Raw genomic sequence first — 19,788 nt, forward strand, 5'->3', positions numbered from 1 at the left:
ATTCTGATGTTTCGGAGTGAATGAGATGAAACTGCTTAATTACTTACCGGCCCTCGCGTTTGCTGCTTTCGTCGGCCACGCCTCGGCGTTCTCTTTCGGCCCGTCCGACGACGCCGTGGCCATCGCGCCGCCGGCCATGGACCTGCCGGCAAACGGTAGCAACCTGCAAACCGCGGTGTTCGCCGGCGGCTGCTTCTGGGGCGTGCAGGGCGTGTTCCAACACGTGCAAGGGGTGAAAAACGCGGTCTCCGGCTATGACGGCGGCGCGGCCAGCACCGCCCAGTACGAAAGTGTCAGCGGCGGCGATACCGGCCACGCCGAATCCGTCTCCGTGACCTACGACCCGAGCAAGGTCAGCTACGGCAAGCTGCTGCAGATCTACTTCTCGGTGGCCCATAACCCCACGGAACTCAATCGCCAGGGGCCGGACAGCGGCACCCAGTACCGCTCGGCGATCTTTGCCCAGAATGCCGAACAGCAAAAAGTCGCCCAGGCCTATATCGACCAGCTCGACGCTGCCAAATCCTTCGACAAGCCGATCGTGACCAGGATCGAAATGGGCAAGGCGTTCTACCCGGCGGAGTCCTACCACCAGGACTTCCTGACGGAAAACCCGTCCTACCCGTACATCGTGATCAACGATCTGCCCAAGGTGGCCCAGCTGAAAAAACTGTTCCCCGACCAATACCGGGCAGAACCGGTGCTGGTGAAAAACCAGTAGGCTTTCAGCCCTTGGCTTTTGCCAGGTAGGGCGCCAGGCGCCGGCCCATTTCCTCACCCAGGGCTTGCAGCCCGCTCAAGGGGCGGATCATCACTTCAAACTCGATGATCTGCCCTTGCTCGTTAAAGCGAATCAGGTCGATGCCCTTGAGCTGCTTGTCACCCACCCGCGCGCTGAACTCCAGCACCACGCTTTGACCGTCGGCGGTGGCCAGCTCGCGGTGATAGGTGAAGTCTTCAAAGACGTTGAATACGGTGTTGAGGATCATCGACACCACCGGCGCCCCCGGGTAGGGCGTGTGGGCCATGGGCGAGCGGAAGACCGCGTCGGGGGCCAGCAATTCGGGGAGGGCTTTCAAATCACCGGCAGCCAGCATGGCGTGCCAGCGCTTGAGGCTGTGGGCGGCCTGGGGCGATAGGTTCAGTTGTTCGGACATGTCGGGCACCTGTTCTTATGATTGGCGGGGCGTTGCACCCCACCAACATAAGAGCGGCACCAAGGCCGATCAATGATCCAAATTGACAGTTATATGATTGAACCGCACACCACACCCGCCACGATCAACGATCGTTCCCACGCTCTGCGTGGGAACGCCGCCCTGGACGCTCTGCGTCCGCTCTTGACGTCGTGACGCAGTGCGTCACCGGATGCATTCCCACGCGGAGCGTGGGAACGATCAATCATCAGACCACTTCCAGGTACGAGCTATGAATCGCCCGCGCCAATTCGCGCACGGTGTCGATAAACTCTGTCAGCCGGCTGTGCAACCCGTCCTCCAGAATCTCGTCAATCCCCGTATACCTCAGCCGCGCCTCAAACTCGGCCGCCAGGCGCTGGGCCGTGCGCCCATAACTCCCGGGCAAATCCGCCAGGATGTGGCTCAACTCCTCGATACACGCATGCAATGAGCGGGGCACATCACTGCGCAGCAGCAACAGCTCCGACACTGACCGCGCATTCAACGCATTCGGGTACAGCTCGGTGTACGCCTCAAACGACGACAACGCCCGCAGCAACGCGCTCCACTGGTAATACCCGCGTGCCGACAGGTCACTGACCTCTTCGGACTCTTCGCCAAACATCTCATACCGCGCGTCCAGCAGCCTTAAGGTGTTATCCGCTCGCTCGACAAACGTGCCCAGCCGGATAAACCGATACGCGTCATTACGCATGATCGTCCCGGAAGTAGCCCCGCGAAACAGGTGCGAACGCTGCTTCACCCAGTCACAAAAGTGGCTGATGCCGTGGCGCGCCAACCCGCCGGCCGCAATGCTGCGCATCTCCAGCCAGGTGGCGTTGAGGTTTTCCCACATGTCGGCGGTGATCCGCCCGCGCACCGCGTGGGCATTCCCGCGAGCGGCCCGCAGGCAGTTGTAGATACTGGCCGGGTTTTCCTCGTCGAGGGCAAAGAAGTGCAGCATGCGCTCAGCGTCCAGTTGCTGATGGCGCTCAAGGTAACTGTCCAGGGTGCCGCTGCTGAGCAACGACATGGCTAACTCATCCAGCCCGTCACTGCGCCCGGCCTGAGGCATCAGCGACAGCGAATAACTGACTTCCAGCATGCGCGCCAGGTTCTCGGCGCGCTCCAAGTAACGGGACATCCAATACAAATCTGCGGCGGTTCTACTCAGCATACTCAGCCCTCCACCACCCAGGTGTCCTTGGTTCCGCCGCCTTGCGACGAGTTGACGATCAATGAGCCTTCGCGCAGTGCCACGCGGGTCAAGCCACCGGGCACCAGGCGGGTTTCCTTGCCCGAAAGCACGAATGGCCGCAGGTCAATATGCCGGGGCGCGATGCCGTTTTCGACAAAGGTCGGGCAGGTGGACAGGCTCAAGGTCGGTTGGGCGATGTAGGCGTGGGGGCGGGCCTTAATGCGTTGACGGAAGTCCTCGATCTCGGCGGCGCTGGAAGCGGGGCCCACCAGCATGCCGTAACCGCCGGAGCCCTGGGTTTCCTTGACCACCAGTTCCGGCAGGTGCGCGAGGACGTGGGACAACTCGTCCGGCTTGCGGCACTGGAAGGTCGGCACGTTTTGCAGGATCGGCTCTTCATCCAGGTAGAAACGGATCATCTCCGGCACATACGGGTAGATCGACTTGTCGTCCGCCACGCCGGTGCCGATGGCGTTCGCCAGCACCACGTTGCCCGCACAATAGGCCGCCACCAGCCCCGGGACGCCGAGCATCGAGTCCGGGTTGAAAGCCTGCGGGTCGAGGAAGGCGTCGTCGATGCGACGGTAGATCACATCAACGGCCTTGGGGCCATCGGTGGTGCGCATGAACACCTTGAGGTCGTGCACGAACAGGTCGGCGCCTTCCACCAGCTCCACGCCCATTTCCCGGGCCAGGAACGCATGTTCAAAAAACGCGCTGTTGAAGCGGCCCGGCGTCAGCACCACCACATTCGGGTTGTCGAGGCGGCTGGAGCTTTTCAGGGTCTTGAGCAACAGGTTGGGGTAGTGGTCCACCGGGGCGATGCGCTGCTTGGCGAATACCTCGGGGAACAGGCGCATCATCATCTTGCGGTCTTCGAGCATGTAGCTCACGCCGCTGGGGGTGCGCAGGTTGTCTTCGAGCACGTAGTAAGTGCCGTCGCCATCGCGAACCAGGTCGACCCCGGAAATGTGCGAGTAGATATCGCGGTGCAGGTCCAGGCCGACCATGGCCTTCTGGTAACCCTCGTTACCCAGCACCTGATCGGCAGGGATGATTCCGGCCTTGATGATGCGTTGGTCGTGGTAGATGTCGGCAAGGAACATGTTCAATGCATTGACCCGCTGGATACAGCCGCGCTCGATGACGCTCCACTCACTGGCGGGGATGCTGCGGGGGATGATGTCGAAGGGGATCAGGCGCTCGGTGTCTTGCTCGTCGCCATACAGGGTGAAGGTGATCCCGGCGCGGTGAAACAGCAGGTCGGCTTCACGGCGGCGCTGGGCCAGCAGTTCTGGCGGCGTATTGGCCAGCCAGCGGGAGAATTCCTGATAGTGCGCACGGCAAACGCCTTGTGCGTCATTCATTTCATCAAAGAAAGATCGAGCCATTCCAATTACCTTGTCAGTGCCGGGACTAACTGCGCTTTGGCACTGCCGCTTTAGAAAACGCATTTTTTTATGAGCCCGTGGCTGATGGTGCCAACAGGCCTGGTCCTTACTTTCTTTTGGGGTGGGCTCTGGGTCGGGGGGTAACGATTGCTCCTGTATTCAGGCGGGGCAGGTGAATGATTGAAGGAATAAAGCAATGCCTGTGCCATCCACCCGTAGCGACTCCCCTGTGGCGAGGGAGCTTGCTCCCGCTGGGGTGCGAAGCGCCCCCAGGAAGCAGGCCGGCTAAGCAGTCCAATGCGAGCAAGCGCCCTCGCCACATAGAGCACTCGATTGCCTCAAAACGGTGCATCGATTACTTGAACTTTGCACCAGCGCGGTTCTTCTAACGGGCTTCAAATACCTGCGTGGAGCACTGATCGTGCCCAGAATCATTTCCCCACAGAACCCTGAGTCGGCCGTGACCGACCACAGCGAACACTCCGCAAAGATGTTCGGTTCACCCAAGGACCGCCTCGACTTCTACCGGCGCGAGATCCAGTACGAAACCAGCATCCTGGCTAACCGCACCGACGCCTACCTCACGGCGCAGTCGTTCCTGGTGATCGCCTTTGTGTCCGGCATGGGCAACCTCAACCCGGAATGGGGCAAGCTGTTCACCCTGGTGGTGCCGGTGTTCCTGGCGATGCTGGGCATCCTCAGTTCCCTCAACGCCTGGCCGGGCATTCGGGCGGCCTACGACATCATTGACCACTGGCACTACAAGCAAAGCGAACTGCTGCGCAGTGAACCGGTGATGGGCCTGGCGTATGACGAGTCGCCGCTGTTCAGCGAGACGGAGTCCTCCCACAAGGGCTATCGCAAGTCGCTGTTGTTCTCGATGCGTGCACCCTGGTTGTTCATGGTGTTCTGGGTGATCCTGGGGGCCTATGCGTTCTATATCCAGGTCGACAACCCGGGTTCCTAGGGAATCGGAATGAACTTCCACCCGGCGTGCGGCGCCTTACGTTTACGCAGGGCACGTTTCCCCAAGATCTGCGAAGAGGTGACCATGAACGCAACCGATAAAGATGACCCGCAAGTCAGCGGCCGCAATGACCCCGCCATCGACGGCGGTGAGCCGGCACCGGGTACAGCGGCCGACGCGCCGAAAGACCCAACGCCTGACGCCGACCCCAAGGCGGCAGAAAACGACTACAGTCCAGACTTCAAGCCCGAGCGCGAGCCCAAGCCTGAAACCGATGCCGATATCGATACTCAAGGCGGTTAGAGGAGACGGTCATGTCAGTTGAAATAGACGAAGACGATGAGCTCAATGACCCGGGCAATGAAGACCCGGGCTCACTGATGGATGATGCCGAAGTTCCGCTTAACGACTTGGATGATGCCGCCGACGTCGGCAACACCGAAAACCAGGAATAACCTTCATTATTGTGCCTGGGCGCGTCGTTCATACCACGCCAGCATCGGCTGTGTGCTGAGGCCATGAACGATGATGCTCAGGGCAATGACTGACAGTGTCAGGTTCACCGCAACGGCGCTGCTGGTGCCCACCAACCCATGGTTGATGGCGTAGAACAGGTAGTAAATGCTGCCGATCCCGCGAATCCCGAACCAGCCCACCAGCCCGCGCTGATTGCGATCCAGCAGGCTGCCCCAGGGCACCGACAACACGCTGAGCGGGCGAATCACGCAAAACAGCAAACCGCCCACCGCCAGCGCCCGCCAGTCCCAGTGACTGACCAGCACCACGCCCAGCAGGGTCACCAGAAACACTTCCATCGAACGCTCCACCAGGCCGCCAAACGCGAGCATGTCGCCCATCATGACGCCGGCAGCGATCTGCGTGTCTTGCAACTGCCCGAGGTCACCGTGCAATGCGTGCTCCGGCTCCACTTCCATATGGCCCACTAACGGCTTTGCCAAATGTTCGGCAGGGGTTTGTGAGTTGCCGGTGGACTTGAACTCTGCCTGGCGCAGGCCGAGGCCGGCGGCAAATACCGACAGAAAGCCATAGCCGCCGATGGCCTCGGCCACCACATAGGCCAGGGCGATCAGGGCCAGCGTCAGGTAGTCATTCGGGGAGAGGGTGCTGTCGGCATTGGTGATGCGCATCTTGAGGGTCAGCCGGCCGATGCCCCGGGCCATCCAATAACCGGTCAACAAGCCGGCCGGCACCGCCCACAGCAGGTTTTTCAGGACCCACCCGCCAAGCCAGTCACCGTCGAACCCACCGTGCTGCATGAACATCAGCGCGAAGATCACAAACGGGAAGGCGGTGCCATCGTTCAAGCCGGCCTCGCCGGAGAGGCCGAAGCGCAGTGCGTCATAGTCCTGAGCGTTATTGACCTGCACCAGGCCCGCGAGCACCGGATCGGTGGGCGCGAGAATCGCCCCCACCAACAGCGAAACGCCCCACGACAACCCCAGCAGCCAATGCAGTACCAGGCACGTCCCGAGTATGGTCAGGAGCATGACCGGACCGGCCATGCCAAACGCAATGCGCCAGGTTCGATGCTTGAGGGGCAGGCGCAGCTTCAAGCCGCTGACAAACAGCGAAAACAGCACCGCGACCTCCGTCAGGTGTTCCATCCAGCGGGCGGAGTCCTTGATGTCCAAGTGCAGCAGGTCCGCGCCCAGCGGGCCAATACCCACGCCAAGCAACAGGCACACCGCCGAGGTGGTGACCGGCATCCAGCGCAGGTAGGAGGAGGTGAGGGCGAGGGTGAGCAACACCGCGCCGAGTACGGCCATCCATAGAATAAAAGTCATCGGGTGTGCACCGGGCCGTGGTCTGTCCAGGTTTGAGGACCACGGCCGGGCCCAGGTTCAATGTGATTCCAACAACTGTGAACCGATGGTTTTCACACGGATCATGTCTATCAACTGCCGCAACCCTGGATGAGACTGACGCCGGCTGGGGTAATACATGCACAGTGGCGCGCCGATGCAGGCCCAGTCGGGCAGCACTTCCACCAGGCGGCCGTCTGCCAGTTCCGATAACACGCGATTCTCCAGGCAGTAGGCGATACCCACGCCTTGCAGGGCCGCGTCGACGATGGTTTGTGTGTCGGCCGCGCTGAAGTGGCCGGGCACATCCAGGCGCTGTTGGCGGGTGCCGTTGCCCAGCTCCCACTTGTAGGTGGTCTTGTCGCCCAGGTACATGCGGATGCAAGCGTGTGCGAGCAGGTCCTTGGGCACGGCAGGCGTTCCGGCCTTTGCAAGGTAGGCCGGGGAGGCGACCATGATCCAGCGCAGCTCGCCGGTCAGCGGCACGGCCACCATGTCCTGGGGCACGGTGGCGCCATAGCGGATACCCGCGTCGTAGCCTTCGGCGACGATGTCGAGCATGCGGTCTTCGATCATCACGTCCAGGCGCAGTTGCGGATAGGTGCGGGTGAACTCGCCCAACAGTGGCGAGATCAGCAGCACCGCGGCGTCCCGGGGAACGTTCAGGCGCAGCCGGCCAATCGGTGCCTCGCGGTACAGCTCCAGGGTGTCGAGGCCATCCTGGATCGTCGCGAAGCCCGCACTGAGTTTTTCCGCCAGCACCACACCGGCGTCGGTGGGCTCCACCGCACGGCTGGTGCGGTAGAGCAACTTCACCCCCAGGCGGGTTTCCAGGTTGCGCATGGTGTGGCTCAGGGCCGAGGTGGTGACGCCCAGTTCATGGGCAGCATGCCGGAAACTCCGGCGACGGATGATCGCCATGAACACATTCAGGTCGGCCAACTCGGAGCGGTTGAACGCAGCCATATCAAGAACCTTTTGTACGGTTTGGGTTGCACGCGGCGTTGAGCCCGATTCAACCACGGATGATCTAGAGTAATCGTTTTTTTACTGAATGTTTCTGGCGGAGGCTTTTTAATGAGTATCGAAACCATCAAGATCCCGGGGATCGACAAGGCCGTCTCGCGGATTGCCCTGGGTACCTGGTCCATGGGCGGTTCGATGTGGGGCGGCGCCGATAATGAGGTGTCGATCAAGACCATTCGCCATGCGCTGGCCAGCGGCATCAATTTTATCGACAGTGCGCCGGTCTACGGCCTCGGTTTGTCTGAAGAGCTGATCGGCCGGGCGCTGCGCGGCGTGCGCCATACGGCGGTGATCGCGACCAAGGCCGGCCTGCAATGGGACGACGGCACCGTGCGCCGCAACGCCACGGCCCAGCGCATCCGCAAGGAAGTCGAAGACTCGCTGCTGCGCCTGGAAACCGACTACATCGACCTCTATCAGATTCACTGGCCCGACCCGCTGGTGGCCCAGGAAGAAACCGCCGGCGAGCTGGAAAAACTGCGCCGCGAAGGCAAGATCCTGGCGGTGGGCGTGAGCAATTATTCCCCCGCGCAGATGGACGACTTCCGCCAGTACACCCACCTGGACACGGTGCAGCCACCCTACAACCTGTTCGAACGGGCGATCGACAGCGACATCCTGCCGTACGCCAGACAAAACGCCCTGGTGGTCCTGGCCTATGGCTCGCTGTGCCGGGGCCTGTTGACCGGCAGCATGCACGCCGCCACACGCTTTACCGGTGATGATGTGCGCAAGCTCGACCCGAAATTCAAGGCGCCACGCTTTGAGCAATACCTGGCGGCGGTCGCGGCGCTGGATGTGTATGCCCGCGAGTGCCACGGCAAGTCCGTGCTGGCCCTGGCATTGCGCTGGGTGCTGGACCAGGGTCCGACGGTGGCGTTGTGGGGCGCCCGTCGCCCGGAACAATTGAAAGGCATCGAGGACGCATTCGGCTGGCAACTCAGCGCCGATGACCTGCAACATATCGACCGTATTCTGGCCAACACGATAAAAGATCCGGTAGGCCCGGAATTTATGGCCCCGGCCAAACGTTAACCTTTGCGACAGGGATGTCTGGCAGTTGTAAAACAACAAAAGACATCCCTTTGGCGTTGAGGTTTTTGGCATGAAGCGCGGTACCGTATTCAAGAGCATCGGTGGTTTGCTGTGTGTGGTGGCGTTGGCGGGCGCCTGGAAATGGCGGGGCAATCCCGATGTGTTGTGGCAGATCGTCAGCCGCCAATGCGTGCCCGACCAGAGCCAGCATCAAAACCCCAGCCCCTGCCTCAAGGTCGACCCGGACAAGGGTTTCGTGTTGCTCAAGGACCTCAACGGCCCGTATCAGGACCTGCTGATCCCCACCGACAAAGTCACCGGCATCGAAGACGTCGCACTGACCCGCAACCTGCTGCCGCATTACTTTGCCCAGGCCTGGAAAAACCACGACGTGCTCTCCACCGGCCTGCAAACGCCGATTGCCGACCGCTATGTGTCGCTGGCGATCAACTCGCGTTACGGCCGCTCGCAGAACCAGTTGCATATCCATATCGCCTGCCTGCGCCCCGACGTGTTCAACACCCTCACCGAACGCGCCGCCACCCTTAACGAGCAATGGCAAACCCTGCCGGTCAAACTGCAGGGGCATACCTACAGTGCCCGCACCTTGTCGGCAGCCGACTTCGACCTGCGTGACCCACTGGCGATCCTGAATGACTACGTGCAGGACCAGGGCGATTCCATGGCCAGCTACAGCCTGCTGCTGGCACCCGAGGCGGATGGCAACTTCGTGCTGCTGGCCACCCGCTTGACGCTCAAGGAGTGGAACCTGGCGTCTGCCGAGGAGCTGCAAGACCACCAGTGCAAGCTGATGACCCAGACTGCCGGCTGAATTCATACCTACCTGAAGGTATCCACCACAACGACCTGTTTTAACTGTTTACGACATCCGCGACGCTATCCGTTGAACGAGTGTTCAGTTTCAATTATGTTGGCTGCAACCCCCGCTGGGCAACCAGCGGGCTTGCGCTTTTTCTGATTGAACGAGAGGCACTGGCATGCGGTTTTCACCCTTTGTTGAGCGAATTGCAGGGCAGGGCGTAGCCGCCTGGGACATCCACCACGCCGCGTTCCAGGCCAGCAGCAAGGGCGAAGACATCATTATCCTGAGCGTCGGCGACCCGGATTTCGCCACCCCCTCGTTCATCACCGACGCCGCCGTCGAAGCGCTGCGCCAGGGCGATACCCACTACACCGAAATCCCCGGCCGCCCGGCACTGCGGGATGCGATCGCCGCCCGTTACAGCCAGTCCCTGGCTCGCCCGTTAAACGCTGAAAACGTCATCACCGTGGCCGGCGCGCAGAACGCTTTGTTCGTCACCTCGCTGTGCCTGTTGCAGGCCGGTGATGAAGTGATCGTCCTCGATCCGATGTACGTCACCTACGAAGCCACGCTCAAGGCCAGCGGCGCGACGCTGGTGCGGGTGCCGTGTGCTGCCGATTCGGGCTTTCGCCTTGATCCTGCGCTGCTGGCCGCCGCCATCACGCCGCGCACCCGTGCGATTTTCTTCTCCAACCCCAACAACCCCACCGGCGTGGTGCTCAACCCCCAGGAGCTGCAGGCAATTGCCGACCTGGCGATCGAGCATGAACTGTGGGTGGTGGTGGACGAAGTCTACGAAAGCCTGGTGTTCGACGGTGAGTACCACAGCCTCGCCGCGCTGCCGGGCATGGCCGACCGCTGCATCGTGATCGGCAGCCTGTCGAAATCCCACGCCATGACCGGCTGGCGCATCGGCTGGATCGTTGCCGAGCCTGCCATGGTGGCCCACGCCGAAACCCTGGTGTTGAGCATGCTGTACGGCTTGCCGGGGTTTGTGATGGAAGCCGCCACCGCCGCCGTGTTGGCCCACGATGAAGTCACCCAGGGCATGCGTGAAACCTACCGGCGCCGCCGCGACCTGGTGGTCGCCGGCCTGAGCGATTGCCCGGGCATTCACGTACGCGCCCCCCAAGCCGGCATGTTCGTGCTGGTGGATGTGCGGGACACCGGCCTCAGTTCCCTGGATTTTGCCTGGCGGCTGTTCCGCGAAGCGGGGGTTTCCGTATTGGATGCCGCCGCCTTCGGTGAACCGGCCCAGGGCTTTGTGCGGCTGTCGTTCACCTTGGGTGAAGCGCGAATGGCCGAGGCCTGCGAGCGCATCAGCCGCTTCGTCGCCAAGCTCGCCGGCGAGCCGCGAATAGAGCCTGCTGCGAAAATCATCAGCGTGCAGCCCGTGGCCGCGAAGAAGATGATCGAGGTGCTCGACCTGCACAAACGCTTCGGCAATATCGAAGTGCTCAAGGGCATCTCCCTGACTGCGCACGAAGGCGAAGTCATCTCACTGATCGGCGCCAGCGGCTCAGGTAAAAGCACCTTGCTGCGCTGCATCAACATGCTCGAAGTGCCGGACCAGGGCAGCATTCATGTCGACGGCGAGAGCATCAAGCTCAACTACGGTCGCCCCGGCGCACCGCTGGTGGCCGATGCCAAACAGCTGGTACGCATTCGCTCGACGCTGGGCATGGTGTTCCAGAACTTCAACCTGTGGCCCCATCGCACCGTGCTGGAAAACCTTATCGAAGCGCCGATCCAGGTCCTGCGCGAAAGCCGTGCCGAAGCCATCGAGCGCGCCGAAGCCTTGCTCGACCGGGTTGGCCTGGCCGCCAAGCGCAACGAATACCCGGCGTTCCTCTCCGGCGGCCAGCAACAGCGGGTGGCTATCGCTCGTGCCCTGGCCATGCGCCCCAAAGTCATGTTGTTCGACGAACCCACCTCGGCCCTCGACCCGGAGTTGGTGGGCGAAGTGCTGCGGGTGATTCGTTCCCTGGCCGAAGAAGGCCGCACCATGATCCTGGTGACCCATGAAATGGCGTTCGCCCGGGACGTGTCATCCAAAGTCGCGTTTTTGCACCAAGGCTTGATCGAGGAAACCGGTTCGCCGGACTCAGTGTTTATCGACCCACGCAGTGAACGTTGCCGGCAGTTCGTCAACGCGCATCAAACTCGCTAACTCCAAAAAAAGACGGGGCAAGATCATGAAATCCAAACGATTGGCAAAGTGGTTGAGCAGTGCAGTGTTGATGCTGGCGGCAGGTACTGCGTTGGCGGCGGAGAAACCCATCGTGTTCGCGGTGGCGGCGGAACCCTACCCACCGTTCACGGTGAAGGGCGGCAACGGCGAATGGACAGGGTTTGAGGTGGACCTGATCCACAAGCTCTGCGACTTGATGAAAGCTGAGTGCCAGATCAAGGAAGTGGCGTGGGACGGGATCATCCCGTCGTTGCTGGCGAAGAAAATCGACGTGATCTTCTCCTCGATGTCGGTCACCGAGGAGCGTGAAAAACAGATCGCGTTCAGCCGCGCCTACTACGATTCGCTGCTGGGCATTGCCGGTCCCAAGGGCACCACCGTCGAAGTCTCGCCGGCGGGCCTGAAAGGCAAGATCATCGGCGTGCAGATCTCCACCGTCAGCGCCAACTACCTGAAGAAGTACTACGAGAAAATTGCTGACCTGAAGTACTACGACACCCAGGAATCGGCCAACGCCGACCTGATTGCCGGGCGCACCGACCTGATGATGGCCGACGGTGTCGCCATCGCCATGATGGTGAAAACGCCTGAAGCCCAGGGCCTGGCCGAGATCGCCGAAGTGCCTTACGACCCCATCATCGGCCGTGGCGTGGGCGCGGGCCTGCGCAAGGAAGACACCGAACTCAAGGCCCGCCTCGACAAGGCGATTGGCGAGCTGCTGGTGAGCAAGGACTACGCTGACCTCTCGCAGAGTGTGTTTGGTGTGTCGGTGAGCCCGTGCAAGCGCGCCGACACGCCAGCCTACGTCAGCAAAGTATGTGACAGCCCCTACACGAACTAACCTGTGACCTTCCTGTGGTGAAGGGGCTTGTCCTGTGGCGAGGGGGCTTGTCCCCCGTTGGAGTGCGCAGCGCTCCCGCTTTTTTGGGGCTGCTCCGCAGCCCAACGGGGGACAAGCCCCCTCGCCACAAGGGTCATTGCGCATCATTGAAATAGGGAGCGCCGATGTTCGATCTACTCAACTTCAGCGAGCAAGGCTGGGGCAACGCATTGCTCAAAGGGTTATGGATGACCCTGCAGATCTCCGCCGGCTCGTTTGCGGTGGGGCTGCTGATCGGCCTGGTGGTGGCCTGTGCCAAGCTCAGTGCGCCGCGCCCGATTGCCATGCTGATGCGCGGCTACACCACGGTGTTCCGCGCGGTGCCCGAGTTGCTGCTGATCCTGTTGCTGTATTACGCAGGCTCCATGGCCCTCAATGCGCTGATGCTGTGGCTGGGGTTCGAGCAGTTCAACATCAGCGGGCCGCTGGTTGCGATCCTGGTATTGGGGCTGGTGCAGGGCGCGTACGCCTCGGAGATTTTCCGCGCGGCGATCCTGGCGATTCCCCACGGGCAGATCGAAGCGGCACGGGCCTTCGGCTTGAGCGGCTTGGGTCTGTTTCGCCGGGTGACCCTGCCGATCATGGCGCCGTACGCGCTGGCCGGCATGTCGAACCTGTGGATCAACCTGATCAAGGACAGCGCGCTGATCAGCGTGGTGGGCACCAACGAACTGCTGTACACCGCCAAGCAGGCGGCGGGCTCGACCCGGCAATACCTGTTGTTCTACCTCACGGCCGCCGCCTTGTATTACCTGGTGACACTGGCCTCCAACTACCTGTCCGGGCGCCTGGAACGACGTATTCGTCGCTGGATGCCGGTTGTCGAGTGAGCCGCACATGCCTGAGTGGATAAGTTATTACGCAGGACTGATCGCCAAGGGCTTGCAGACGACCCTGTCGTTGCTGGTGATCTCGGCGCTGCTGGGTTTCGCCCTGGCGGTGCTGGTGGCGCTGGCACGGCTGTCCCGGCGCAAGTGGCTGGCCCGTTGCGCACTGGGTTACACCAGCGTGCTGCGGGGCACACCGCTGCTGATCCAGATCTACATTTTCTACTACGGCCTGGGCAGCCTGTTTGCCCAGTTCCCGATGATTCGCGGCAGCTTTTTCTGGCCGTTCCTGCGGGACGGCTACTGGTACATCGTGTTCGCCCTGGTGTTGTCGGTGGGGGCGTACGTCGGCGAAGTGATTCGCGGTGGCCTGCTGGCGGTGCCCAAGGGCGAAATGGAAGCCGCCTCGGCGTTTGGCATGACGCCTCGCCAGGCGCTATTGCGCGTGCGCCTGCCACGGGCCATGCGCCTGTTGCTGCCCACACTGGCGGGGGAAACAGTGATGTTGCTCAAGTCCACGGCACTGGCCTCCACCATCGCGGTGGTCGACCTGCTCGGCGCCGCCAACGTGGTGCGCGCCCAGACCCTGCAGATCTACCAGCCGCTGCTGCTGGTGGCCGGGGTTTACCTGTGCCTGACCTTTTTGATTGAAGCCCTGTACGCGATTGCCGAGCGGCGTGGCACACCGTTGCGCAGGTCTGCCGGATGAAAACCGATCGCTCGTTGCAAGGGATTGCCCTGTGCTCACTGGCCTATGCGTTCCTGGCGTTGCAGGACGCCGGGATCAAATGGCTGGTGGCCGACTATTCGGTGTTCACCATCCTGTTCTGGCGCAGCCTGGTGGTGGTTTCCGCCTGCGTGATCGCCGGGCGCCTGGGCCTGCTCAAGCGTGCCTGGCACTCGGTCAGCCGCAGGCTGTTGATCATCCGGGGCCTGTTGTCGCTGCTGGCCTGGCTGCTGTACTACACCGCCGCCAAGGACCTGACCCTGGCGGAAATGACCACCCTGTATTTTTCCGCGCCGATCATGGTCACGTTGCTGGCCGCGCTGATCCTCAAGGAGCGCGCCAGCCGTGGCCAGTGGGTTTCGCTGATCATTGGCTTTGTGGGCGTGGTGATCGCCTGTCGCCCCAGCAGCATGGTCGACCCGCTGCCCATTGGCCTGACGCTGGCCGCAGCGCTGTGCTGGGCGTTTACCTATATCCAGCTGCGCCAGGTGGATGACAACACCTCGGTGCTCGAACAGATGCTGATCACCAACGTGGTGTTCGTGATTTGCATGGCGGTGACATTGCCCTGGACGCACACACCCTCACCGACACCGGCATGGCTGGGCATGCTCGGCGCCGGGCTGGTGGGCGGAATTGGCCAGTTCCTGTTGTTTGCGAGTTTCCGCCGGGCCACGGCAACGCTGTTGGCGCCGTTCGAGTACACCGGGTTGATTTGGGCGTTCCTGCTGTCGAGCCTGGTGTGGGGCACGCTGATGGATGTATCGCTGATCTTCGGCGCCGTACTGATCGCCATCAGCGGCACCCTGGCCATGCTCAGCGCCCGGCACCCTGTGTCACAAGACGTGGTCGGCGCTGAATGCTCCGTGACGCAGCCCTTGTATCCAGCAGCGGCAGATGTGCAGCCCGTCGGCGGGGCTGAAGGTGCCGGGGTTGAGGCACCACTCGAGCCAGAGTCCGTCGAGCATCGCCGATAAGCCGATGGCCGCCAGGCGCGTGTCGTGGATCACGAAGCCTTCGCTCGCGGCCAGGTCGTCGAGCAGTTGGCGAATCAGTTCGAGGTAGGCGCGGTAGCTTTTTTCGTGGGAGTCGTTCACGGGGTCCGAATGGCGGATCAGGCTCCAGAACACCACCCACACACCCAGCAGTTTCGGGTCCATGACCCGTGAGGAAAACGAGCCGGCGAGGAACGCATCCAGCCGTGCGGCAGGGCCCTGGGCCTGGTCGACTTCCTGCCACAGGGCGGTGGTCAGTTCGCTGGCGAGCTTGTGGTAGGTCTCGGCGATCAGTGCATCGATGCTGCCGAAATGGTGATTGAGCAACCCCACCGAAACCCCGGCTTCAGTGGCGATGCGCCGCACGGAAATGCCGGCATGCCCGTCCCGGGCGAGGCTGGTGAGGGTGGCGGCAATCAACAGGTCGCGACGGTCTTCGGTCACAGGCACACCCTTGGTAAAAATACATGGTTGAACGTGTGTTCAATATATACCCACAGCTCCAACAAGAGGAGGGCAGCGGCATGGCAAAAGACCTTTCGTGGCAAGTCCCGGGCGATTCGGGGAACACCCTGCACATCGGCGCCTGGCGCTTTGAGGGGGATGGCAGCGGCCCGCGGGTGCACCTGCAAGCCGGCGTGCACGCCGATGAAATCGCCGGGATGCTGGTGTTGCACCAACTGCTGCCACGTTTACAGGCGTGCCAGGACCAGGGGCGGCTCAAGGGCACGGTGACGGTGGTGCCCCAGGCCAACCCGTTCGGCATTGGCCAGTTTCGCCAGGGGCGGTTGCTGGGGCGCTTTCATGAAGCCACCGGGCAGAATTTTAACCGGGCGTTCGATCATTCATTGGCGATGGAGCGCCCGGCCAGCAACCTGGCGCAATGGCAGAAAAGCCTGGTGCAACTGGCGGCCGATGCCGAGTTGGTGCTGGACCTGCACACGGATGATGAAGCGCTGCCGTACCTGTATATCCACCGCAGCTTTTGGCCCGAGGGCCGGGCATTGGCGGCGGCGTTGCAGGTGGACGTGGTGATTGTCTGGGACGAGGGCGGGGACGGGTCGTTTGAGGAAACCATCATCAATCACGCCAACCCGCGAATGGCAGCGACCATTGAATTGCGCGGGCAGGCGGATGTGTGTGACGCCCTGGCCGGGCAGGATGGCGATGGTATCTGGGCCTGGCTCTGTGCAAACGGGGTGATCGACGAAGCCCCGGCGATTGCCGATTGGCAGGGGCAGGTGGTGGACATGGGGTGCATGGAGACCATTCTGGCGCCGTGCCCCGGGGTGTTGGTGTTTGAAAAACGCCTCGGTGAACAGGTCGAGGAGGGCGAGCGGTTTGCACGGATTATCCGGCGGCCCGGGGATCCGGGGTCTGAAGTGGTGCTGCATGCGGCGCAAACCGGGCGCATGGTGACCGGGCATCGGGAGCGCCTGGTGTCGCAGGGTTCGGTGGTGGCCAAGTTTACCGGTTCGCGGTTGTCTGACAGCTACAGCGGTGGGGTGTTGGATCCTTAGTAGAGGTGTACATATCCGTTTTTTTGTGATGGCTTCGATGGGTTCCGCTCTTACAGCGGCTCACTTTTGAACAGCGCAAAAGTAAGCAAAACGCTCTTGCCCCACCACTCGGCACCTCGCTTGGGCTCGGTGTGCCCTCACTCCGGTACTACTGCGCGGGCCGCCGCGACGGGGCGTCCCTGCCCCGTCGCGGCTAAACCGGCGTCCTGCCGGTTTACCCGCTCCGTACTACCTGCGTTCGGCCAGCGTGGTTTAACGGGGCGCCTAAGATCAAGATCAAAAGCAGATCAAGAACACAGCGGCCTACAGGCCGGCTTGAGTGGTGTGAAGCAAAGGCAAGATCAAAATCTAAAGCGAGCACGATCCACTGTAGGAGCTGGCTTGCCGGCGATGGCATCAACTGGGTGTACCTGAAAAACCGAGGTGTCTGCATCGCAGGCAAGCCAGCTCCCACAGAAAAGCAGAGCCGCAGCAGTTTCAGATTTGGTTTTCGCTTTGGCTTTCGCTTTTGATTTGGCTTCTACCACTCAAGCCGGCCGGTAGGCCGCTGTGCTCTTGCTTTTGATCTTGATCTGGCTCTGACTGCCCCAATAAGCCCGAGGCCGAACGCAGGGATTGAGGAGCGGGTAAACCGGCAGGACGCCGGTTTAGCCGCGACGGGGCAGGGACGCCCCGTCGCGGCGGCCCGCGGAGCAATGCCGGAGTGAGGGAACACCGAGCCTAGGCGAGGTGCCGACAGGCGGGGCAGAGCCCTTTGCTTACTTTGGGGCTTTTCCAAAGTGAGTCGCTGTAAGAGCGAAACCATAGGAGGCCGTTACCGCAGCAACGGATATGTACCCAAAACCACCTCACCACCCCAACGACTCAAACAACCCAGGCACCCCCTCCAGCGTCGGCAAAATCGCATCCGGCCGGTAGTCGGGCAGCAATGTGCGACCCGTTCCCCGGTCGATCCACACACAGCGAAACCCGATATCCCGGGCCGCCGCGTGATCCAGATGCGGGCTGGCGCAAATATGCACCACCTCCTCAAGACTCACCCCCAACTGCGCATGGGCATGGTCAAACAACCGCCGATCCGGCTTGTAGGCCCCGGCCTGCTGGGCTGTGATCACCCGGTCAATGGTCCCGCCCAGTTGGGCAACGTTGCCGGCAATCACATCGTCATCCGTGTTGGAGACGATGCACAGCTTGTAGCCCATGGCCTTCAGCTGCTTGAGCGTCCGGACCACCTCGGGGAACGGCGGCATCGCACTGATACGGTCCGTCAGGATCGCAGCGTCGTGCGCATCGGCTGGCAAACCCAACTCCTGCAGCGCCTGCCGTAACCCAAGCCCCGCCAACGTCCGAAAGCTGCGATGCGGCGGCGTTTGCTCCAGCGCATGTTCATGGCGGTCATACACGCTGATCAACGTCTCGGTATCGACCCTGTGCGCCCCCTTGGCGGTGAGAATCTCGTCGATCGCCGCACGCAAGCCTTCATCCCACTGGATCAACGTGCCGTAGCAGTCAAAGGTCAGCCAGAGCGGGCGAGGGGAGTGTTCAAGGGACATGGGGCACCTGTTCAGGGAAGTCAGTGATGACTGAAGCATAGGAACAGTACCCGTCAGTTGGAAATTAAATTACCCTCTTCAGCTCAGTTGAATTATCGATATGAAGGTCGCGCCATGTTTGATCTCGAACTGCTGCACACCCTGGTCTGCGTCGTGGATGAAGGCAGCTTCACCCGCGCTGCCGAGCGCGTGCACCGCACTCAGTCCACGGTCAGCCAGCAGATTCGCAAGCTCGAAGAAAGCGCCGGGCAGACGCTGTTGGTGCGCGACCGCTCCGGGCAACAGGTCAGCCCCACCGAGCAGGGCGAGTTGCTCACCCACTACGCACGCCGGTTGCTGAACCTGTCCCGGGAAGCGCGGGACGCCCTGAGCACCGAAGCCAGCGTGGTGCCGGTGCGCCTGGGCGTGCCGGAAGATTTCGACGCCGTGCGCATGGCCTCGATGCTCAGCGGGTTTGTGCGGGCGCGTCCCGAAGCGCGGCTGGAAACCGTCAGCGGCATGAGCACCGATCTGCGCCGGCAACTGGACGCCGGCGAAATCGACATCGCCCTGGTCAAGCGTGAAACCGGCAGCGGCGACTGTCACGCCAGTTGGCCCGAGCCGCTGGTGTGGGTGAGCGGGCAAGGCCAGGACCTTGACCTCGAGACCCTGCCACTGGCGCTGTTCCCCCAAGGCTGCATCTACCGCCAACGTGCCACCCGTGCCTTGGACAAGGCCCGGCGCAGTTGGCGGGTGGCGTTCGGCAGCCACAGCCTGACCGGGATTCAGGCGGCGGTGACCTCCGGTTTGGGGCTGAGCATTTTGCCGGTCAGCGCCGTGCTCGCCAGCCACCGCGTCTGTACCGAACTGCCGCCGGTGCCGCCCTCGGAACTGGCACTGGTCAGTGGCGCCGAACGCCTGGGCCCGACGCACCAAGGCCTGATCGAATTCCTGCGGGAAGAGATTTCACTGCCACACACTGGTGCATCTTATTGATTGCATGCAACTTTTTGTGGCGAGGGAGCGTGCTCCCGTTGGGCTGCGCGGCAGGCCCAGCACCCTAATAAATAGCAGGCTAGCTAATTGGCGTGTTAATTGCCTTGAATTATGGCAATTAGACATCACTCCCGGAGTCCGCCATGAGCAGCCTGTCGAGCAGCACGATGCAGTTATCTTCCGCCGAAAAAAGCTGGCTGCCCTGGTGGGGCAAGACCGGCAAGTTCGCCATGGGCTGGTCCTGCCGCCTCAACCGCAGCGTGTACCCGGTGATGGAGCAAACCTTCGAGGCCATCGCCGAAACCCGGGTCAAGCTTTTGCAAACCTGGACCCGGGAACAGTGGGAACACCTCAGCGAACTGGCCAGCGTGCTCACCCGCGACTCCGTGCTCACCGACAACAGCCTGTTGCTGGACAAACTGCAGCAGGCTGGCGACTTCTCCGAACTGTTTATCGTCGACCTCAAGGGCGAGGTGCTGACCACCACCTGGAACCCGTCCGCTCACCGCACCCTGAACCATCAAGCCCTGGCCGCCGGTCTCAAGGCACCGTTCCTTCATGGCCCCTACAGCGACCCGCTGACCTTGCAGATCGGCCCTTCGTCCTCGCGTTTCCATGACGAAGTGACCCTGATGTTCTACCAACCGCTGACCCGTGAGGGCAGGGTGCTTGGCTGCCT

Annotated in this window: 19 protein-coding genes and 1 pseudogene; 13 read left to right on the forward strand and 7 right to left on the reverse strand. The window is 62.0% G+C overall.

The features are described 5' to 3' along the window. Positions 1 to 25 precede the first annotated feature (25 nt). Positions 26 to 721, forward strand: coding sequence for a peptide-methionine (S)-S-oxide reductase MsrA (gene msrA, locus HKK54_RS26435; protein WP_010169368.1), 696 nt, complete (start codon positions 26 to 28; stop codon positions 719 to 721). A gap of 4 nt (positions 722 to 725) precedes the next feature. On the opposite strand, the gene HKK54_RS26440 is transcribed toward msrA, so the two are convergent. The 3 genes from HKK54_RS26440 to HKK54_RS26450 all read right to left on the reverse strand — a co-directional run bounded on the left by HKK54_RS26440 (position 726) and on the right by HKK54_RS26450 (position 3,767). Next, a complete protein-coding gene (locus HKK54_RS26440; RefSeq protein WP_169388359.1) occupies positions 726 to 1,157 on the reverse strand; it encodes a nuclear transport factor 2 family protein in 432 nt (143 codons plus the stop codon). A gap of 247 nt (positions 1,158 to 1,404) precedes the next feature. Continuing rightward, positions 1,405 to 2,355 carry an alpha-E domain-containing protein gene (locus HKK54_RS26445; protein WP_010169366.1) on the reverse strand — a complete coding sequence of 317 codons (951 nt, stop codon included), beginning with the start codon at positions 2,353 to 2,355 and terminating at the stop codon, positions 1,405 to 1,407. A gap of 2 nt (positions 2,356 to 2,357) precedes the next feature. Then, complete coding sequence (locus HKK54_RS26450; protein ID WP_010169365.1) at positions 2,358 to 3,767, reverse strand: circularly permuted type 2 ATP-grasp protein; 1,410 nt, start codon at positions 3,765 to 3,767, stop codon at positions 2,358 to 2,360. Between the two features lie 421 nt (positions 3,768 to 4,188). Here HKK54_RS26450 and HKK54_RS26455 point away from each other — a divergent pair, with 421 nt between their 5' ends. The 3 genes from HKK54_RS26455 (at position 4,189) to HKK54_RS26465 (ending at position 5,189) form a co-directional block, all read left to right on the forward strand. Then, positions 4,189 to 4,734, forward strand: coding sequence for a hypothetical protein (locus HKK54_RS26455; RefSeq protein WP_029615826.1), 546 nt, complete (start codon positions 4,189 to 4,191; stop codon positions 4,732 to 4,734). An 84-nt stretch (positions 4,735 to 4,818) separates the two neighbouring features. Further along, positions 4,819 to 5,037: a hypothetical protein gene (locus HKK54_RS26460; protein WP_010169361.1), complete on the forward strand. Its 219-nt coding sequence runs from the start codon at positions 4,819 to 4,821 to the stop codon at positions 5,035 to 5,037. Between the two features lie 11 nt (positions 5,038 to 5,048). Further along, positions 5,049 to 5,189 (forward strand): hypothetical protein, encoded by a 141-nt coding sequence (locus HKK54_RS26465; RefSeq protein ID WP_003217070.1) that lies wholly within the window; start codon positions 5,049 to 5,051, stop codon positions 5,187 to 5,189. Between the two features lie 6 nt (positions 5,190 to 5,195). On the opposite strand, the gene HKK54_RS26470 is transcribed toward HKK54_RS26465, so the two are convergent. Further along, the gene (locus HKK54_RS26470) at positions 5,196 to 6,539 is read right to left on the reverse strand and encodes a cation:proton antiporter (protein WP_169388360.1); all 1,344 of its coding nucleotides are present in this window, start codon (positions 6,537 to 6,539) and stop codon (positions 5,196 to 5,198) included. Between the two features lie 57 nt (positions 6,540 to 6,596). Beyond that, positions 6,597 to 7,523 (reverse strand): LysR family transcriptional regulator, encoded by a 927-nt coding sequence (locus HKK54_RS26475; protein ID WP_010169357.1) that lies wholly within the window; start codon positions 7,521 to 7,523, stop codon positions 6,597 to 6,599. Positions 7,524 to 7,634: 111 nt separating this feature from the next. Between HKK54_RS26475 and HKK54_RS26480 the strand changes: the two genes are divergently transcribed. The 7 genes from HKK54_RS26480 (at position 7,635) to HKK54_RS26510 (ending at position 15,043) form a co-directional block, all read left to right on the forward strand. Further along, the gene (locus tag HKK54_RS26480) at positions 7,635 to 8,618 is read left to right on the forward strand and encodes an aldo/keto reductase (RefSeq protein ID WP_010169355.1); all 984 of its coding nucleotides are present in this window, start codon (positions 7,635 to 7,637) and stop codon (positions 8,616 to 8,618) included. Between the two features lie 70 nt (positions 8,619 to 8,688). Continuing rightward, on the forward strand, positions 8,689 to 9,450 hold the full coding sequence (locus tag HKK54_RS26485) for a CDP-diacylglycerol diphosphatase (RefSeq protein ID WP_169388361.1): 762 nt from the start codon (positions 8,689 to 8,691) through the stop codon (positions 9,448 to 9,450). Between the two features lie 166 nt (positions 9,451 to 9,616). Beyond that, positions 9,617 to 11,611, forward strand: a complete 1,995-nt coding sequence (locus HKK54_RS33815) for an aminotransferase class I/II-fold pyridoxal phosphate-dependent enzyme (protein WP_169388362.1) — start codon at positions 9,617 to 9,619, stop codon at positions 11,609 to 11,611. Between the two features lie 25 nt (positions 11,612 to 11,636). Beyond that, positions 11,637 to 12,473 carry a transporter substrate-binding domain-containing protein gene (locus HKK54_RS26495; protein WP_010169351.1) on the forward strand — a complete coding sequence of 279 codons (837 nt, stop codon included), beginning with the start codon at positions 11,637 to 11,639 and terminating at the stop codon, positions 12,471 to 12,473. Positions 12,474 to 12,637: 164 nt separating this feature from the next. Beyond that, on the forward strand, positions 12,638 to 13,342 hold the full coding sequence (locus HKK54_RS26500; RefSeq protein WP_010169350.1) for an ABC transporter permease: 705 nt from the start codon (positions 12,638 to 12,640) through the stop codon (positions 13,340 to 13,342). A 7-nt stretch (positions 13,343 to 13,349) separates the two neighbouring features. Continuing rightward, complete coding sequence (locus HKK54_RS26505) at positions 13,350 to 14,048, forward strand: ABC transporter permease (protein ID WP_169388363.1); 699 nt, start codon at positions 13,350 to 13,352, stop codon at positions 14,046 to 14,048. Next, positions 14,045 to 15,043 carry a DMT family transporter gene (locus tag HKK54_RS26510; RefSeq protein WP_169388364.1) on the forward strand — a complete coding sequence of 333 codons (999 nt, stop codon included), beginning with the start codon at positions 14,045 to 14,047 and terminating at the stop codon, positions 15,041 to 15,043. Before HKK54_RS26505 ends, HKK54_RS26510 begins: the two co-directional genes overlap by 4 nt. On the opposite strand, the pseudogene HKK54_RS33705 reads toward HKK54_RS26510, so the two are convergent. Further along, positions 14,999 to 15,511, reverse strand: a pseudogene (locus HKK54_RS33705) (TetR family transcriptional regulator C-terminal domain-containing protein); the annotation flags it as partial. The gene HKK54_RS26510 and the pseudogene HKK54_RS33705 sit on opposite strands and share 45 nt — an antisense overlap. 74 nt (positions 15,512 to 15,585) lie before the next feature. Here HKK54_RS33705 and HKK54_RS26515 point away from each other — a divergent pair. Further along, on the forward strand, positions 15,586 to 16,581 hold the full coding sequence (locus HKK54_RS26515; RefSeq protein ID WP_169388365.1) for a succinylglutamate desuccinylase/aspartoacylase domain-containing protein: 996 nt from the start codon (positions 15,586 to 15,588) through the stop codon (positions 16,579 to 16,581). Between the two features lie 848 nt (positions 16,582 to 17,429). On the opposite strand, the gene HKK54_RS26520 is transcribed toward HKK54_RS26515, so the two are convergent. Then, positions 17,430 to 18,134 carry a haloacid dehalogenase type II gene (locus HKK54_RS26520; RefSeq protein WP_169388366.1) on the reverse strand — a complete coding sequence of 235 codons (705 nt, stop codon included), beginning with the start codon at positions 18,132 to 18,134 and terminating at the stop codon, positions 17,430 to 17,432. 114 nt (positions 18,135 to 18,248) lie between these two features. On the opposite strand from HKK54_RS26520, the gene HKK54_RS26525 reads away from it, so the two are divergent. Continuing rightward, positions 18,249 to 19,109: a LysR family transcriptional regulator gene (locus HKK54_RS26525; RefSeq protein ID WP_169388367.1), complete on the forward strand. Its 861-nt coding sequence runs from the start codon at positions 18,249 to 18,251 to the stop codon at positions 19,107 to 19,109. The last annotated feature ends 679 nt before the right edge of the window (positions 19,110 to 19,788 follow it).

Origin of the sequence: Pseudomonas sp. ADAK13 (assembly GCF_012935715.1) — a bacterium.
Taxonomy (GTDB): Bacteria; Pseudomonadota; Gammaproteobacteria; order Pseudomonadales; family Pseudomonadaceae; genus Aquipseudomonas.

Excerpts from the sequence above, each read along its gene's own strand:
- msrA (WP_010169368.1), top strand. The coding sequence starts at position 26 with ATGAAACTGCTTAATTACTTACCGGCCCTCGCGTTTGCTGCTTTCGTC.
- HKK54_RS26460 (WP_010169361.1), top strand. The coding sequence starts at position 4,819 with ATGAACGCAACCGATAAAGATGACCCGCAAGTCAGCGGCCGCAATGAC.
- HKK54_RS26445 (WP_010169366.1), bottom strand. The coding sequence starts at position 2,355 with ATGCTGAGTAGAACCGCCGCAGATTTGTATTGGATGTCCCGTTACTTG.
- HKK54_RS26465 (WP_003217070.1), top strand. The coding sequence starts at position 5,049 with ATGTCAGTTGAAATAGACGAAGACGATGAGCTCAATGACCCGGGCAAT.
- HKK54_RS26485 (WP_169388361.1), top strand. The coding sequence starts at position 8,689 with ATGAAGCGCGGTACCGTATTCAAGAGCATCGGTGGTTTGCTGTGTGTG.
- HKK54_RS26440 (WP_169388359.1), bottom strand. The coding sequence starts at position 1,157 with ATGTCCGAACAACTGAACCTATCGCCCCAGGCCGCCCACAGCCTCAAG.
- HKK54_RS26480 (WP_010169355.1), top strand. The coding sequence starts at position 7,635 with ATGAGTATCGAAACCATCAAGATCCCGGGGATCGACAAGGCCGTCTCG.
- HKK54_RS26495 (WP_010169351.1), top strand. The coding sequence starts at position 11,637 with ATGAAATCCAAACGATTGGCAAAGTGGTTGAGCAGTGCAGTGTTGATG.
- HKK54_RS26500 (WP_010169350.1), top strand. The coding sequence starts at position 12,638 with ATGTTCGATCTACTCAACTTCAGCGAGCAAGGCTGGGGCAACGCATTG.
- HKK54_RS26505 (WP_169388363.1), top strand. The coding sequence starts at position 13,350 with ATGCCTGAGTGGATAAGTTATTACGCAGGACTGATCGCCAAGGGCTTG.
- HKK54_RS26450 (WP_010169365.1), bottom strand. The coding sequence starts at position 3,767 with ATGGCTCGATCTTTCTTTGATGAAATGAATGACGCACAAGGCGTTTGC.
- HKK54_RS26470 (WP_169388360.1), bottom strand. The coding sequence starts at position 6,539 with ATGACTTTTATTCTATGGATGGCCGTACTCGGCGCGGTGTTGCTCACC.
- HKK54_RS26475 (WP_010169357.1), bottom strand. The coding sequence starts at position 7,523 with ATGGCTGCGTTCAACCGCTCCGAGTTGGCCGACCTGAATGTGTTCATG.
- HKK54_RS26515 (WP_169388365.1), top strand. The coding sequence starts at position 15,586 with ATGGCAAAAGACCTTTCGTGGCAAGTCCCGGGCGATTCGGGGAACACC.
- HKK54_RS26525 (WP_169388367.1), top strand. The coding sequence starts at position 18,249 with ATGTTTGATCTCGAACTGCTGCACACCCTGGTCTGCGTCGTGGATGAA.
- HKK54_RS33815 (WP_169388362.1), top strand. The coding sequence starts at position 9,617 with ATGCGGTTTTCACCCTTTGTTGAGCGAATTGCAGGGCAGGGCGTAGCC.
- HKK54_RS26520 (WP_169388366.1), bottom strand. The coding sequence starts at position 18,134 with ATGTCCCTTGAACACTCCCCTCGCCCGCTCTGGCTGACCTTTGACTGC.
- HKK54_RS26510 (WP_169388364.1), top strand. The coding sequence starts at position 14,045 with ATGAAAACCGATCGCTCGTTGCAAGGGATTGCCCTGTGCTCACTGGCC.